We start from the raw sequence: 15093 nt of genomic DNA, 5'->3' as shown, positions 1-15093 counted from the left end.
CCGCGTCATCCGGCCGCGAGCAGCTTGTCGACCCAGTCGCGCAGCGCTTCCACTTCCACGGGCTTGTGCAGGATGGGAATGGCGCGCGCGGCCGCCTCGATCAGGCGCGCGGGGTCGGTGTCGCCGCTCACCAGCAGCGCGGGAATGGTGGCGTCGTTGTATTCCTCGTGCAGGCGGTCGATGGCCTCGACGCCGGTCTCGTGCTCGCGCAGGCGGTAGTCGCTCACGATCAGGCCGGGCTTGCCGGGCACGTCGGCGGTCAGCTCGACCAGTTCGGCCGTACCCGGGGCCGCAATCACACGGTGTCCCCAGCTTTCGAGCAGCAGCTTCAGGCCTTCGCGGTTCTGCGCGTCGTCGTCGATCACCAGGATCAGTTGGCTCGTGGCCGGCTTCGCGGGTGGCGCGGAGATTGCCGGCGCGTGGGCCTGCATGGCGGCGAACGCGTTGGCCTCGGTCGGGGTCTCCGGCGCCGCTGCCTGCTGCGCGTCGACGCTCAGCAGAAAGACAGTGCCGCGGCCTTCGACCGAGCGCAGCGACAGCGTGTGCCCCAGCAGCGCCGCCGTGCGGCGCACGATGGCAAGGCCCAGCCCCAGCCCCTTGCTGCGGTCGCGTTCCGGGTTCCGCAGCTGGTGGAATTCCCAGAAGACGCGCTCGTGCTCGTGCTTCGGAATGCCCGGGCCCGTGTCCCAGACCTCGATGCGCACCGCGTCACCGCGCTTGCGGCAGCCGATCAGCACGCGCCCGTGCGGCGTGTGCGCGATGGCGTTGCTCACCAGGTTGCGCAGGATGCGCTCCAGCAGCATCGGGTCTGATCGGACGCATGCCGCGCAACGCCGTACCTTCAGCGCCAGCCCCTTTTGCTGCGCCTGCGGCGTGTATTCGGTGCGGATCTGGTCGAGCAGCCGGTCGAGCGGAAAACTCTGGACGCGCGGATGGATCACGCCCGCATCCAGCCGCGAGATGTTGAGCAAGGCATCGAACAGATGCCCCATCGCCGCGCTTGCCTTGGTGATGTTCTCCAGCAGGTAGCGGCCATGCTCCGACAGGCGCTCGTTTGCCAGCAGGCCGAGGAAAAGGCTCATCGCATGAACCGGCTGCCGCAGGTCGTGGCTGGCCGCCGCAAGAAAGCGCGACTTCTCCAGATCGCTGCGCTCGGCCGCTTCTTTTTCCAGGCGCACCTGCTGCAGCAGCGCCAGGTTTTCATAGCCCAGCCGCAGCGCGTTCAGGTGCGTGCGGTTCATGCGATGGATGAACGCGACAGTGGCGACCAGGTAAGCCGCCCCGCTGGACACCAGCGCAAGGTTCACTGCCGAGGGCTGGACCGCCAGCGCGATGAAGGTCGGCGCGAAAGTCGGAACAACGAACGAGTACACCGCCGACAGCACCATGTAGTTCGAATAGATGGCCCCGGTGCCCAGCCCGAACAGCACCACGATGAAGAAGAGCTGGTACTCGAGCGGGACGAAGAAGGTCCAGTAGGCAAACGGCAGCCCCCACAGGATGCCCGAGGCAATGTTGCCGATCACCATCTGCCGCAGCCATCGCTCGCCCGACTCAGGGCGGCTGCGTGTGCGCGCGTAGTACAGCATCGCGCCGAAACGGAACGCCGCAACCACCAGCGTGGCCGAGATCCACGCGACCACTTGCGCCTTCGGCACGACGGCCTGCATCACGTAGGCCACCACGCAGGCAGAGATGACCGAGCCGGCCAGCGCGAACGGAAAACTGCGCAGCAGGACGGAGAGCTGGACTTCGAAGATGCGGTGGCTGTCGGTGGGGGAGGGGAGCGGTGAGGTCATGTGGGGGCGGCGTGGGCAGCGGACTTTAAGGCCTGTCCGGGCGACTGATCGCTGTAGGGCGCGCCTAGAAGCGCCTAGGGCGCGCGCGTTACTGGCGGCAGGAGCACGCAAAACGCGTCTTCAACATCTCGAGTGGATGGTGATGATTTATTCGATGCCAAATGAAAAGTCTTTATCTTTTTCCTGCCAGTCACGAAGTTCATCATTTTCGGACTATTTTTTCCGGAGTACACGATGATTCCATCCAGTCCTTCTTTGATTTCTCTTTCGGGATCTCTGAAGGATTTCAGAAGATTGTTCAAATCCTGAAGCGATGCCTTGTTTTTCTCGAGAAACACCTTTTTGATCAATTCATCGGTTATTCCCGTGGGACGTTTTTTCATGTATAGGATCGATCCCCAATCACTCCATTTGACGCCGCACTCCTTGTCGATTCTTCCTGATTCTATAAATTCTCTGATCAAATTATTGATGAGCATCTTGTTTTGGCCTTCATTCAAATTGACCCATACCACAAGCCTGTCATCTCTGTATCCGGCAAATGAGTGGAGAGAGAATCCAGAGAAAAGGCAGGCAATAGAAAAAGAAAAAAGCAATCTTTTGAAAAGTAACGTCATTCAACCTCCCCGGGAAATATCGTTATTCATGCTGGTCTTTTTCTTTCAGTCTCTTCTGAAGGATAACGAGCAGGCTACACCCTGGTTTTTAGGGTAGTCATGACAATGGCGCCATATATTGGCTTCTCCAATCAGCACCAGAGCCTCCCCTGGCCCCGGATCTGATGGTCTGATTCCGGACGGAACGGGCGGCGGTGGAGGGGAAATTCCCGTCCGCCTTAGCGTAATTGGTCGGCTCATTGGTTCACCTGCTGGCCGTGGCTCGGCCTCTACGTTGAAGTCTTGCCCGACATCACCCTGAATGCCTCCGATCACCACGGTCTTCTTGCTCTTCGGATCCGCCACCTTGACGTGCCCGGCCATTTTTCCACTGGATGATTCACGGGTGGGAATCGCCCTGCGGCGCCGGACTTGACCGTTTCCTCTTCGCCTTCTCTCTGCAGAACAATCACGCTTCCATGCGCATGTTCAGGATCCGTGAGAAGAGCTCAACTGGCTCGAAGTGATTGATCTGCTAGATGCAAGGACTTCTATGGGCGTCGGGTTATGGGCGGAAGGAGGGCACAAAATGCTTCTTCTATGTCTCCTTTTGCAGGCGACCTTCCATGCGACGCAAGGGTTACGGATTCGATTTTTTTCTTTCCTGTTGTCAGGCTCATCATTTTCTTTGCGCCGTTTTCGTTCGCGTAAACGATGACTCCGTCGAGGCCTTCGTAGTGCTGAAACTCGATGTCTTTGTAGCCTCTTAATGCAAGATTCAAGCGTTTTTTCTCAGAGTTGCTTTTTTTTAGGAAAACCTTTTCTATAAGAGAGTTGCTAATTAAAGGAGGGCGCTTTTTCATGTACAACAAGGAATCCCCCCTTTTCCATTCTCCATTGCAATTGATGGATTTGCTGGTTGCAAAGTTGGCGATGACTTGATTGATTTCCTCTTTCTCGGAGGAAAGATCAAGATTTACCCATACTACGTAAGGGCCGCCGGCGTATCCTGCAAGTGAAATAATTGGTGCAAATAAGAAGAGAGGCGCGCCTATTTTCAATGATAATTTCTGAAGGGAGTTTGAAAATGTGAATTTCATTTTTTAGGTGAGTGACGGGGGCGCTTGTTTGGCTTTGGGTTTGACTACGTCGATTTTCATTTCTTTGTTTATTTCGTCTGCATCTATTTCTTCGAGTCCGGGGTCGAGGAAATCCTTTTTGGCTTGCTCGTGGTATGCAGTCGGGATGAAGTATTTAAGATGATTGGGGTTGCCTTTGATTTTTATTTTTTCTCCGAGCTCATTTCTTGTTGTAAAGGGAGCAACCGGCATGATATTGAAGTATGAGAAATTGATTTGATTGCTCTGGTTTCCTCCAAGAAGTATTAGTCCGTTTTTGCCATTTTTGGCGTAAACAAAGCCAACGTGACGGCCGTGACCAGATTTGGCGGTGACCATGGCGATGCACCCGTATATTGGTTTTTCTAGTTCTATGAAAAGCGGGTTCCTGATTTTTTTATTTGTTTTTTCCTCTTTTCCCTTGATCCCGTCAACTTCATAAAATGCGTGAGCCCTGGCTTTTGCCACCTTGTGGTTCGGAAGGCCTGTGTTATCAATTGGGTAATTTGCTCGTTTCAAGCACCAGTTCACAAATGCAGCGCACCATGCATTGCTGTCGCCGTGTAGAGCTTTGAGTCCGTCGTTGACTTCGATGTGGTAGTTGATTTTTTCTTGCAATTTCAGCTCTACTTCTCCTCGTCTCAGTTTCGCTTCTGCAATGGCAATAGGCATCCAAGGTGCGCGATTGGGGGACAGGTTGATCAAGGCCAGAATTTTTCCTGTTCCTTCTTTTGACCGCTCTGAATCTGACGATCCCAATCCGGACGTATTACGCGGAGCAGGTGAAAGAGTCGAGGAATGCTTCGGTGGCGCTGCCGAAGCTGCTCCTGCACTTACAGGTGTTGGTGCAGTTGGCTTGACAGGAGGAGGAGATGCCTTTTGCTCACGGGATCTTTCTTCGTCTCGTGCGGTGATCGATAGCACTTCGCCCGGATATATCCGGTCGCTTCTCAATCCGTTGCCTTCCTTGATTGCAGCAATGCTTGTTCGGTAAAGCTTCGCAATCTTCCCAAGGCTGTCACCGGGTTGAACCACATAGCTCTTCGACGTTTTCTTTCCCAGTGATGCGCTATTGAGTTTCTCCGAACCAGCCACCCCCTTCCATTTCCTGAATTTCGCCAGCAGGTTGAAGTCCTTGCCCGTCTCGCCGCCGATAGCTCCGACCTGCACCGGCTCCTTGGTTTTGGGGCTCATCACCTTGACGGGTACGGTCGATTTGTCCGCCGGATGAATCACCGGAGGAAACCGCCCGGTGGCATCCGACTTCAGCCTTTCCTCACCGCCTTCCCTTTGCAGGATGATTTCCGCATCGGGCACCGGCTGGCTTCCATCCGTCGCGTTGATCCTGCTCACCGCCACCCAGGTCTCTTTTCGCGTTTCCGCACGCGCGTGAAACCCCTCGATCGTCGAGATGCTGTCGACGATGCGTTCGATCTCGGCATCGGTGCAGTCGCTGATCCTCCTGCTGGCCGGAATGCCGCTCGTCCTGAGCAGGTCGTCGATGTATTTCGCGGTGTCGTTCTCGCGCTCGGGCGCGTAATGCGGAATGGCTTCCGGGATGGTCCGTGCGCCATGCTTGCGCTTGAGATTCGCCTTCAGCTCGGCGCGCCCTGCATCCTCGTCGGGAAATATCAGGAAGGTCCTGCCCGATCTGGTCGTGGCAAACCCGACGTAGCCCTTCGCCTTCTTCGGCGCAGGTACACCGTCGACCACCCGCGCCGTGAGATCGCCTGGGTTGTTGATGCGCCACGGCAGCGTTCCTCCCGAGCGCAGCAGGTGCCGGCCGTCCTCGCAGATGAACTCGGCGACTTCGATGTTGGGATGGTAGGTGGCGGACAGCAGCTTGGGCATGGTCATTTCTTGTCTTCTTCAGGCCAGTGCATTCAGGTACGCCTGCACGGCGGACTCGGCGAGAAATTGGCCGGCGCCCGCGCTGCCGCCCTGGCGCGCGTACTTCGAGTCTTCGGAGTCCGCCGGCTCGTCTTGCGGGCCGTCACCGTCCGTGGCTTCCGGCGCATCGGAGTCATCGTCTTCACGCGTGCGAACGGTCGGAACCTCGCTCCAGTTCCAGCTTTCCTCGCCGACGACCAGCACGGCCTCGTCCGGCGTGTCGAACTCGATCCTGGGCAGCCGGCCGTCTTCAGGAATCACGCCTTCGGCCCGAGTCCCTTGCTGCTCGTCGAGGATGCGGTAGGGCAGACCCGTCATGTCCATGTGCTTGAACACTGCGTCGCTGCCGAGCGGCGCGAAGCGCACGCTGTACTTGTCGTCATGGCTCACGCTTTCCATGCGCAGCAGCTTGGCCATGTCCATCGGCCCCGCGTAGCTGTGGGTGCGCGCATGCTCGCGCCAGATGCCTCGGGTTCCATGCACGATGCCGGTGGCGTTCCACTTGGTGAAGCTGCCGCCGCCGTTGAGCACGATCTCTTCCTTGGCGGTGATGCTGATCCTGTGGGCTTCCAGCTTGATGTCGAGCTTGGCCAGCAGGTTGATGCTGTTCTGCAGCGCGACGATGTCGATGCCGGCTGTGGCGGCGGTCAGGCGGATGGCCTTGTAGGCGAACAGGCGCGCGGCGTCCCTGACGCTGACCAGGAAGCTCCTGCCCGCGCTGATGCTGGTGTGGCCGCCGCTGCTCAGCGCGTTGTGCGTGATGCTCGCGATGTGCGTGGCTCCGGCTGCGGTGCTCTGGATGCCGGCCGCGCTGGCGAGCACGAGGTGCGGCTCGCCGAGTTCCGCGAACGCGCCGTGTTCCGCAGCGCCGCCCTTGATGGCGTCGTTCTGCGCCTTGAGCGCTGCCGTGACCGCATCCTGGTCGCCCGCTTCGTGTGCCATGGCTTCCTGCGCGGTCTGGCTCTGGCGTTCGTGCAGGTCGCGCGCTGCCGTCAGGCGAGCGACGGTTTCCCCGATGTCGGTGATATGCGCTTGCGCGCCAGGGCGGGCTTCGGTGGTGAGCAGCAGGCCCTTGGCCGCGCGCACCGAAGCATGCCCGTCGGTACGCAGCTCGGCGCCTTCGCCTCGATCATCGGTGCGGCCTTCCGTGCCGTCGATACGACCGATGTGGCCCAGGCTCAGGCTGCTGCAGAGGTGATCGCTCTTGAGTTGCGCCTGGATCTTTCCGGGGTGGTCGTCCAGCACCAGGTGGTTGCCGCGCGAGCCGCCTGCATGGCCCGGGCCGTCGTTCGCATTCAGCTCTCGGCTGCGCATGCCGGAAAGATTCGCCTGCTCGGGCAGTCGCCACGCCGGCATGTTCGCGGCATTGAACACGCGGCCGGTGATGATGGGGCAGTCGGGGTCGCCGTTCAGAAAGTCGACGACCACCTCATGCCCGACGCGCGGCAGGGCCGCGGTGCCGAAGGTGTCCCCGGCCCAGCCCATGGACACACGCACCCAGCAGCTGGAGTTTTCGTTGCGCGCACCAAGACGATCCCAGTGGAATTCGACCTTGACGCGGCCATGCCGGTCGGTCCAGGTCTCTTCGTTCTTCGGGCCGACCACGATGGCTGTTTGCGGGCCGCGCGTGCGCGGCTTCAGCGTCACGCGCCGAGGCCGCCACGCATGATCGGCAGGCTGAGCTTCGAAGGCGAAGCGCTGCACGGAGCCTTCGCCGGCACCCTCGCTGGCCTGCATGTTTTCCTGCAGCTCGTATTCGACGCTGGTCAGAAGGTACTTGCGGTTCTGGTCTTGCCTCGGGTGATTGGCGAGTTCGAAGACGTGGCCCGGCGCCAGTTCGCGCTTGTTGGAGCGTCCGCTCGCGAGGCAGCGCTCGCTGTGTTGCTCTTCGGTCCGGATGCGCGTGTAGACCTCGCCATCCTCATGCTGCTTGTACCCGCCGGGCCATTCGTAGCGCTCGAAGTAGTCATGCGTGTGGCCGGCGGGTGCTTGCCGCTGGCCGGAGAGGTCCGCCGAGGGCTTGAGAAAGTCGTAGTCGTCGGTGAAGTGAAAGCCGGAGCGCATCTCTTCTCCGCTCTTCCATTCGTAGATACGCTCGCCCGGGCTGGCGCGGCTGCCGCTGGTCATGCCGGAGGTTTCAGAGGGATGGAAGCGCACCGTGCCACCGCCCGGCAGCGGCTCGTGCGAGGCCGCGATGTCGTCCGCGAACACCAGCACATGGCGGTGTTCTTCGTGCCTGAAGTAGTAGCCGATGCCTTCCAGTTCGCACAGGCGCGAGACGTATGAGAAATCGCTCTCGTGGTACTGGACGCAGTAGTCCCACGCGCGGTACTCGCGGCTCAGTCTTTGCTCCATTGCGTAGCCGTAGCCGCCGAGCACTTCGGTGAGGATGTCTGGCACGCTCTTGTTCTGGAAGATGCGGAAGTCGCTTCGGAGCGTCGCGAGCCACAGCCATGGGCGCAGCGTCATTCGGTAGAAGCTCTGGCGGGCGTCTTCTTCGCCGAGGCCGAAGAAGGAGGCGATGCCGCTCAGGTAGCGCGTGCCGCCGCTCTCTGTCTGCATTGCCACCGTGGCAGGCCTTCCGAGCAGCGCCTTCGGATCGATGCCATTGCTGTTGCTCAGCAGTTCGACGTCGAAGGCATAGAGCCGGCTCAATGCTTCGCGCCCGACCAGCTTGCGGAACTGCAGCGCCTCTCCCATCGGCGTTTGAATGGTGACCCGTCGCGTCATCGCACCGCCGAAGACGCACGAACGCACGCGTGGCAATTGCGCCAGTACGTGCCATCGAAGATGGACATGGTTCCTCCCTGGTATCGCGGCCGTTTCAGTCGGCCAGTGGTTTTCGGCGGAGTATGGAAGCGCTCAGGGTTTCCCCGATGACCTCAGCGAGATACGCCGCGGATTCGTGAATGAGTACACGTGCCCGTGCGCGCCAGAAAGCATTGGCAATCTGTGTGAATCGAATGTGCGCGGGTCCGTCGCTCCTGTCGCGCTCTTATCGTTTTCCCGAAGCTGGTGCATGCGCTCATGCCGCATGCACCGCAATGTCGCTGGGCGCGCGCGAGGAGAACTATTTTTTAGTTCGCCCGTTGCGAAAAACGGTGCTTGGTGCGCACGCACCCCGCTCCTAGCATTCGCCTCGCCGCTCCACATGCCTTTGTTTGCATCGCAACGCGGCACACAAGAGCCGAACGACTTCACCTCATCGCATCGAAGAAAAGGAATCCGACATGGCCAACCTCCGCGACCCGGGTCGCCGCAGCCTCCTCAAGACGTCGCTCATCGCAGGCGGACTCTCAGCCGGTGGGCTGCTTTCGGTCGACGCCTTCGCGCAGGGCAAGGCGCGCATCAACATGCAGCTGGGCTGGATCGTCGGCGGCAACCAGATCGGCGAAGTGGTCGCCAAGCGCATGGGCTTCTACGAGCAGGAAGGCATCGACTTCGCGATCCAGCCGGGCGGGCCGAACATCGACGGCGTGGCCATCATCGCCTCGGGCCGCTACGAAGTGGGGCAGGTTTCGTCGAGCCCGTCGATCATGCTGGCGGTGTCGCAGGGCCTGCCGATCAAGTGCTTCGCGGTGGGCGCGCAGAAGCATCCCTACACCTACTTTTCGCTCGCCAAGAACCCGGTGCGCAAGCCGGCAGACCTGGTCGGCAAGCGCGTGGGCATTCCCTCGACGGCGGGCATCCTGCTGCGCGCATTGCTGGCCAAGAACAAGATCGCCGAGAAAGACGTCAAGGTGGTGTCCATCGGCGCCGACATGTCGCCGCTGCTGACGGGTCAGGTCGATGTGGTGACCGGCTGGCTCACCAACACCACCGCCATCAAGGTGCTGGGCCCGGACATCGCCTCGCTCACGCAGTGGGATGCGGGCGTACGCCTCTACGCGCTGCCTTACTACGCGTCGACAAAGACGCTGGAGACCCAGCCCAAGGTGATCGAAGCCTTCCTGCGCGCCACCGCCAAGGGCTGGCATCATGTGCGCGCCAACCGCGACGCGGCGGTCGACATGCTGGTGAAGGAGTACCCGAACCTCAAGCGCGAGGACGAGCGCGTGGCGGTCGACGCGATGCTCGAATATGCCTTCGGCGGCCTGGCGCAGACGCAGGGCTGGGGCGCGATGGACCCGGCCGTGTGGCAGGAGCAGATCGACACCTACGCGGAGCTGGGCCAGTTCACGGCGCGCACGCCTAAGGTGGAAGACGTGATCTCGCTCGACGCGCTCAAGGCCACCGCCGCCGCGCGCGCCATGAAGGGCTGACCCGACATGGCCGCCGTTCTCAACGCACCACCCGTGTCCGCCCCAGCGATTGCCTGCCGCGACATCGGCGTGCGCTTCTTCACCGAGCGCCGCGACGTCACCGCCATCAAGAGCCTGGACCTCGACGTGGCGCAGGGCGAATTCCTCACGCTGCTGGGCCCCTCGGGCTGCGGCAAGTCGACCTTCCTGCGCGTGGTGGCCGACCTGCTGCAGCCCAGCCGCGGCCACATCGAAGTGCTGTCGTCCACGCCGCAGGCCGCGCGCAAGAACCGCGACATCGGCTTCGTGTTCCAGGACGCGGCGCTGCTGCCCTGGCGCACCGCGCTGCAGAACGTGGAACTGCCGCTGCAGGTGGGCGGCGGCGCGAGCCGCAAGGGCCGCCGTTCGCCTCGGGAACTGCTCGAACTGGTGGGCCTGAAGGACCGCCTGAACGCATTTCCGCACGAGATGTCGGGCGGCCAGCGACAGCGCGTGTCGATTGCGCGCGCCCTTGCCAGCGACCCGAAGATCCTGCTGATGGACGAGCCCTTCGGCGCGCTCGACGAGATCACGCGCGACCGGCTCAACGAAGAGATCCTGCGCGTGTGGCGCGAGACCGGCGTGACGATTCTCTTCGTGACCCACAGCATCCACGAGGCGGCCTTCCTCGGCCAGCGCGTGCTGATGCTGGCCGCCAACCCCGGTCGCGTGCGCGAGATCGTGCCGGTCGAGCTGCCCGCCGAACGCACGCTCGAAGTGCGCGAGACCCCCGAGTTCGTCCGTCTCACGAGCCATCTGCGGCGCGTGCTGGAAACCTGCTGAGGCCGATGCCATGAATACCCGTTCCATCGATACCACCGTGCCGGGGGCACCGGGCGCGATCGGCGCGCCGCCTTCGGCCGATCCCGAATACCTCGCCTGGGCCGCCGCGCGGCAGAAGCGCATCTGGCGACGCCGCGTCCTGCCCGCGCTGGGCATCGTCGGGCTGATCCTGCTGTGGTGGGCCGTGATCGTCGTGTTCGGCGTCAAGCCCTTCATCGCGCCCACGCCGTGGGCCGTGCTGGAAACGCTCTACGCCAAGCGCGACGTGCTGCTCGACAACCTGCTGCCCACGGCCTTCGAGGCAGCCGGCGGCTTCGTGCTGGGCAACCTCGCGGCCATCGTCATCGCGACGATCTTCGTGCACAACAAGACGCTGCAGGACATCTTCTTTCCCGTGGTGCTGATGTTCAACGCGGTGCCGCTGGTCGCGAAGGCGCCCGTGCTGGTGCTCATCATGGGCAACGGCGTGGAGCCGAAGATCACCATCGCCGCGCTGGTGTGCTTCTTTCCCACGCTGGTGAACATGGTGCGCGGGCTGGAGTCGGTCAACCCGCAGGCGATGGAGCTGATGCGCGTGCTGTCGGCCAGCAAGACCGAGATCTTCTTTCGCCTGCGTCTGCTGAACGCGCTGCCCTATCTGTTCTCGGCCCTGCGCATCGCGGCGTCGATGTGCGTGATCGGCGCGGTGGTGGGCGAGTGGGTCGGTGCCACGGTGGGCATCGGCGCAATGATTTTGCAGGCCACATTCAACTTCGATTCGCCGCTGCTCTACGCCGCGATCGTGATGAGCGCAACGCTCTCGGGGCTGTTCTTCCTGCTGGTCGCGCTGGCGGAGAAGCTGGTGATCCGCTGGCAGCCCGAGAACACCCAATGACCGGCTGAACGACGGATTCAGCCGGCAATTTCAAACACATCCAAACATTTCAACAGGAGAGTTCTATGAGCCGTATTGGCGACTGGATGCAGGAGCCCGCGCACGATGTTCGCGTGGCAGCCGAATCGGACGTGGTGGTGGTCGGCGGCGGCCCCGCCGGGCAGGCTGCGGCGCTGGCCGCCGCGCGCAACGGCGCGAGCGTGACGCTGCTGGAGCGCTACAACCACCTGGGCGGCCTGGCCTCGGGCGGCATGGTGCTGGTGCTCGACGACATGTGGGACAGCCACCAGCAGGAAATTTCGGTGCGCGGCATCTGCCTGGAGATGATCGAGCGCATGTCCGCGCTCGGCCTGGCCGAATACCCGCGACAGCACGAATGGGGCACGCTGCCCGAATCGGTGCGCCGCTGGAAGCGCTGGGGCACCTACGACTTCCACAGCAAGGAAAAGCCGCATCCCATCTGCTTCGCCGCCGCCTTCGACCCCGACGCATGGAAGCGCACTTCGCTCGAAATGGTGCTGCAGGCCGGCATCGAGCTGCGGCTGCATTCGTGGTTCTCGCGCACGCTGGTGGAAGACGGCAAGGTCAAGGGCGTGGTCTGCGAGACCAAGGGCGGGCGCGAAGCCATCCTGGGCAAGGTGGTGATCGACACCACCGGCGACCTCGACGTGGCCGCCTCGGCCGGTGCGCCGCACATCAGCGGCAGCTACATCGTGACCACGGTGTTCCGCCTCGGCGGCGTTGATACCGAAGAAGCCGAGCGCTTCGAGCGCGATGAGCCCGTGGCCTGGCAGGCGCTGGATCGCGAGATCAAGCACATGCTCGGCGGCGCGTGGGAAGCATGGTGGCTCAAGACGCCGCTGCCGGGCGTGGTGTGGTGCAACTGCCCGCACATGCCGGGCCTGGACGGCCTGAAGGTGAGTGACCTGACGCGCGCCGAGGTGCAGGGCCGCGCCACCATCCACAAGGTGATCGAGTTCGTGCGCGCGAAGCTGCCGGGCTTTGGGAAGTGCACGCTGATCGACATGGCGCCGCAGACCGGCATCCGCCAGACCCGCCTGCTCGAAGGCGCCTACGTGATGACCAAGGAAGACGTGTCCCAGCGCACCCGCTTCGAGGACAGCGTGGCGCGTGGGCGCGACTACTACTACCCCTACCGCACGCTGCTGCCGCGCAGTGTCGAGAACCTGCTGGTGGCCGGTCGCCACTACTCGGCCACTTCGGCCGCGCAGAAGATCTCGCGCGAGATCCCGCCCTGCATGGCGATGGGCGAGGCCACCGGCACGGCGGCCGCGCTGGCCCTGAACGCCGGCGTGACGGTGCGCGAGGTCGACATCGCGAAGCTGCAGAAAACGCTGCGCGCCCAGGGCGCCGACCCCGGCGACCAGAAGGGACCGAACGCCGACGTGCCCGCCATCGCCCGTTCGTTCGCGAAGGAGGCCGCATGACGACCGCTGCCAATGCAATGCCGCTGGACGGCATCCGCGTGATCGACTTCACCCAGGTCATGATGGGCCCGGTCTGCACGCAGATGCTGGCCGACCACGGCGCCGACGTGATCAAGATCGAGCGCAAGGGCGCGGGCGACCTGAGCCGCTCGACCTTCGCGCCGGTGGCTGGCGAAGACAACCCGATCTTCTGCAGCCTCAACCGCAACAAGCGCAGCGTGGAAATCGACCTGCGCGACGAGGCGCAGATGGAGCTGGTGAAGGCGCTGATCGCCGGCGCCGACGTGGTCACCAACAACTTCCGCGCCGGGGTGATGGAACGGCTGGGCTTGGGCTACGAAGACTGCAAGCGGCTCAACCCGCGCATCATCTACGCCGTGGGCACCGGCTTCGGCGAGACCGGCCCCTACGCCCACAAGGGGGGCCAGGACGTGCTCGCGCAGGCGCTCACCGGCGTGATGGCGCGCCGCGCCGACGCCTCGGTGCCGGTGTCGATTTATCCCACGGCGCTGGCCGACTACACCGCCGGCATGCACATGGTGCAGGGCATTCTGCTGGCGCTGCTGCAGCGCGAGCGCACGGGCGAGGGGCAGAAGATCTCGGTGTCGCTCTACAACTCCATGCTGGCCATGCAGATGCAGGAAGCGGCCATGGTGATGATGGAAGACTCCGAAGTGAACTGGGCCGCCATGCCGCTGTCGGGCGTGTTCGATACGCAGACCGGGCCGCTGGTGCTGGTGGGGGCGTTCAAGGCCAATCCGCTGCGCGACATCTGCACGGCGCTGGGCCTCGAAGACCTGTCGCTCGATGCGCGCTATGCCACGCTGAAGGCGCAGTTCGCCAACAAGGCCGCGCTGCATGCGATCTTCCACGAGCGCTTTGCGAGCAACACGCGCGAGCACTGGCTCGTAAAGCTGGAAGAGCAAGACCTGCTGTCCGCCCCGGTGCGCGACATGCGCGAGGCGCTGGTCGATCCGCAGACGCTGCACAACGGGATGATCCTGGAAGGCGGCACGCCCTCGGGCCGCGCGCTGAAGTTCATCGGCAGCCCCATCCAGATGTCGGCCGCCAAGGCCGCCCTGCGCCGCGAGCCGCCCAAGCTCGGGCAACACACGGCGGAAGTGTTGGCCGAGGCGCGCGCGCTGATCGAGGAGGCCGACGCATGAGCGTGCTCTTCGAAGTCATCGACCATGTCGCGACGGTCACCATCGACCGGCCCGAGGTGCTCAATGCGGTCGACCTGCCGACCGAGGCCGAGCTGCAGCGCATCTGGAGCGACATCGAATCGCGCAGCGACATCCGCGCCGTGGTGCTGACCGGCGCGGGCGAGCGTTCGTTCTGCGCGGGCGCGGACCTGAAGAACACCTCCAACCTCAAGGGCGTGGAGTACTGGGCGGCCGCGCGCCCCGGCGGCTTCGGCGGCATCGCGTTGCGCGAGACGCTCGACGTGCCGGTGATCGCGCGCGTCAACGGCCTGGCGCTGGGCGGCGGCTTCGAGATGGTGCTGGGCTGCGACATCGTCGTGGCCTGCGAGGAGGCCAGCTTCGGCCTGCCCGAGCCATTGGTCGGCCGGCTGCCGCTGGACGGCGGCATGCTGCTGCTGCAGCGCCAGATTCCCTACCGCCAGGCCATGGGCATGATGCTCACCGGCCAGCGCGTGAAGGCGCAGCGCGCGCTGGAGATGGGCCTGGTCAACGAAGTGGTGCCGCGCGCCGAGCTCGACACGGCCGTGAACCGCTGGGTGCAGCAGATGCTGGCCTGTGCGCCGCTGTCGCTCAAGGCCATCAAGCAGGTGGTGCGCCGCACCGGCACGCTGTCGCCGGCCGAGGCGCACCGCATGCGGCTGCCGGCGCTGGTGGCGGCGCTGCAGTCGCAGGATGCCGACGAGGGCGTGCTGGCCTTCCAGCAGAAGCGCAAGCCGCAGTGGCTGGGCCGCTAGGCCGGCCGCGTCAGCGAAGGTACGTGCCATGCCCCACGTCATCACCGGCGCCTGCATCGACATCAAGGACGGCGCTTGCGTCAAGTGCTGTCCGGTCGATTGCATCTACGAAGGCGAGCGCACTCTGTACATTCACCCGGATGAATGCATCGACTGCGGCGTTTGCGTGTCCGCCTGCCCCACGCAGGCCATCTACGAAGACCTTCGGCTGCCGCCCGAAATGGCACATTTCACGGCCATCAACCGCGACTTCTTCGCGGCGAACGTCAGCGGGCTGGGTTCGCCCGGCGGGGCGGCCGACATCGGGCCGGTGGCCTGCGACCACCCCGGCATCGCCCTGGAGCGCGCGAGGCTGGCCGGATGACG

General features: G+C 63.3%; 12 protein-coding genes. 7 read left to right on the top strand and 5 right to left on the bottom strand.

The window, feature by feature from the left end:
- Positions 1–5: 5 nt before the first annotated feature.
- From L3V85_RS23455 to L3V85_RS23435, 5 genes are all read right to left on the bottom strand, one after another.
- Positions 6–1799 carry an ATP-binding response regulator gene (locus L3V85_RS23455; RefSeq protein ID WP_237675094.1) on the bottom strand — a complete coding sequence of 598 codons (1794 nt, stop codon included), beginning with the start codon at positions 1797–1799 and terminating at the stop codon, positions 6–8.
- Between the two features lie 74 nt (positions 1800–1873).
- The gene (locus L3V85_RS23450; protein ID WP_237675093.1) at positions 1874–2416 is read right to left on the bottom strand and encodes a hypothetical protein; all 543 of its coding nucleotides are present in this window, start codon (positions 2414–2416) and stop codon (positions 1874–1876) included.
- Between the two features lie 530 nt (positions 2417–2946).
- On the bottom strand, positions 2947–3495 hold the full coding sequence (locus tag L3V85_RS23445; protein WP_237675092.1) for a hypothetical protein: 549 nt from the start codon (positions 3493–3495) through the stop codon (positions 2947–2949).
- A 3-nt stretch (positions 3496–3498) separates the two neighbouring features.
- Positions 3499–5370: a LysM peptidoglycan-binding domain-containing protein gene (locus L3V85_RS23440; RefSeq protein WP_237675091.1), complete on the bottom strand. Its 1872-nt coding sequence runs from the start codon at positions 5368–5370 to the stop codon at positions 3499–3501.
- A 12-nt stretch (positions 5371–5382) separates the two neighbouring features.
- Positions 5383–8133 carry a type VI secretion system Vgr family protein gene (locus L3V85_RS23435; protein ID WP_237675090.1) on the bottom strand — a complete coding sequence of 917 codons (2751 nt, stop codon included), beginning with the start codon at positions 8131–8133 and terminating at the stop codon, positions 5383–5385.
- A gap of 500 nt (positions 8134–8633) precedes the next feature.
- Between L3V85_RS23435 and L3V85_RS23430 the strand changes: the two genes are divergently transcribed.
- The 7 genes from L3V85_RS23430 to fdxA all read left to right on the top strand — a co-directional run bounded on the left by L3V85_RS23430 (position 8634) and on the right by fdxA (position 15091).
- Positions 8634–9665, top strand: coding sequence for an ABC transporter substrate-binding protein (locus tag L3V85_RS23430; protein ID WP_237675089.1), 1032 nt, complete (start codon positions 8634–8636; stop codon positions 9663–9665).
- A gap of 6 nt (positions 9666–9671) precedes the next feature.
- Positions 9672–10466, top strand: coding sequence for an ABC transporter ATP-binding protein (locus L3V85_RS23425; RefSeq protein ID WP_237675088.1), 795 nt, complete (start codon positions 9672–9674; stop codon positions 10464–10466).
- Positions 10467–10476: 10 nt separating this feature from the next.
- Positions 10477–11340: an ABC transporter permease gene (locus tag L3V85_RS23420; RefSeq protein WP_237675087.1), complete on the top strand. Its 864-nt coding sequence runs from the start codon at positions 10477–10479 to the stop codon at positions 11338–11340.
- A gap of 65 nt (positions 11341–11405) precedes the next feature.
- A complete protein-coding gene (locus L3V85_RS23410; RefSeq protein WP_295176400.1) occupies positions 11406–12788 on the top strand; it encodes an FAD-dependent oxidoreductase in 1383 nt (460 codons plus the stop codon).
- Positions 12785–13954 (top strand): CaiB/BaiF CoA transferase family protein, encoded by a 1170-nt coding sequence (locus L3V85_RS23405; RefSeq protein WP_237675086.1) that lies wholly within the window; start codon positions 12785–12787, stop codon positions 13952–13954. Before L3V85_RS23410 ends, L3V85_RS23405 begins: the two co-directional genes overlap by 4 nt.
- Positions 13951–14727, top strand: coding sequence for an enoyl-CoA hydratase-related protein (locus L3V85_RS23400; RefSeq protein ID WP_237675085.1), 777 nt, complete (start codon positions 13951–13953; stop codon positions 14725–14727). The genes L3V85_RS23405 and L3V85_RS23400 overlap by 4 nt, the downstream gene beginning before the upstream one ends.
- A 28-nt stretch (positions 14728–14755) precedes the next feature.
- Entirely contained in the window at positions 14756–15091 is a 336-nt protein-coding gene (gene fdxA, locus L3V85_RS23395; protein ID WP_237675084.1) for a ferredoxin, read from the top strand.
- The last annotated feature ends 2 nt before the right edge of the window (positions 15092–15093 follow it).

It is taken from the genome of Variovorax paradoxus, from assembly GCF_022009635.1.
Classification (GTDB): Bacteria; Pseudomonadota; Gammaproteobacteria; order Burkholderiales; family Burkholderiaceae_C; genus Variovorax.
This window is presented reverse-complemented; position numbering and strand designations above follow the sequence as displayed.

Bases quoted from the DNA above. Each gene is read 5' to 3' on its own strand.
- L3V85_RS23420 (WP_237675087.1), top strand. From the start codon at position 10,477: ATGAATACCCGTTCCATCGATACCACCGTGCCGGGGGCACCGGGCGCG.
- L3V85_RS23455 (WP_237675094.1), bottom strand. From the start codon at position 1,799: ATGACCTCACCGCTCCCCTCCCCCACCGACAGCCACCGCATCTTCGAA.
- L3V85_RS23445 (WP_237675092.1), bottom strand. From the start codon at position 3,495: ATGAAATTCACATTTTCAAACTCCCTTCAGAAATTATCATTGAAAATA.
- L3V85_RS23440 (WP_237675091.1), bottom strand. From the start codon at position 5,370: ATGACCATGCCCAAGCTGCTGTCCGCCACCTACCATCCCAACATCGAA.
- L3V85_RS23425 (WP_237675088.1), top strand. From the start codon at position 9,672: ATGGCCGCCGTTCTCAACGCACCACCCGTGTCCGCCCCAGCGATTGCC.
- L3V85_RS23435 (WP_237675090.1), bottom strand. From the start codon at position 8,133: ATGACGCGACGGGTCACCATTCAAACGCCGATGGGAGAGGCGCTGCAG.
- L3V85_RS23400 (WP_237675085.1), top strand. From the start codon at position 13,951: ATGAGCGTGCTCTTCGAAGTCATCGACCATGTCGCGACGGTCACCATC.
- L3V85_RS23405 (WP_237675086.1), top strand. From the start codon at position 12,785: ATGACGACCGCTGCCAATGCAATGCCGCTGGACGGCATCCGCGTGATC.
- fdxA (WP_237675084.1), top strand. From the start codon at position 14,756: ATGCCCCACGTCATCACCGGCGCCTGCATCGACATCAAGGACGGCGCT.
- L3V85_RS23410 (WP_295176400.1), top strand. From the start codon at position 11,406: ATGAGCCGTATTGGCGACTGGATGCAGGAGCCCGCGCACGATGTTCGC.
- L3V85_RS23430 (WP_237675089.1), top strand. From the start codon at position 8,634: ATGGCCAACCTCCGCGACCCGGGTCGCCGCAGCCTCCTCAAGACGTCG.
- L3V85_RS23450 (WP_237675093.1), bottom strand. From the start codon at position 2,416: ATGACGTTACTTTTCAAAAGATTGCTTTTTTCTTTTTCTATTGCCTGC.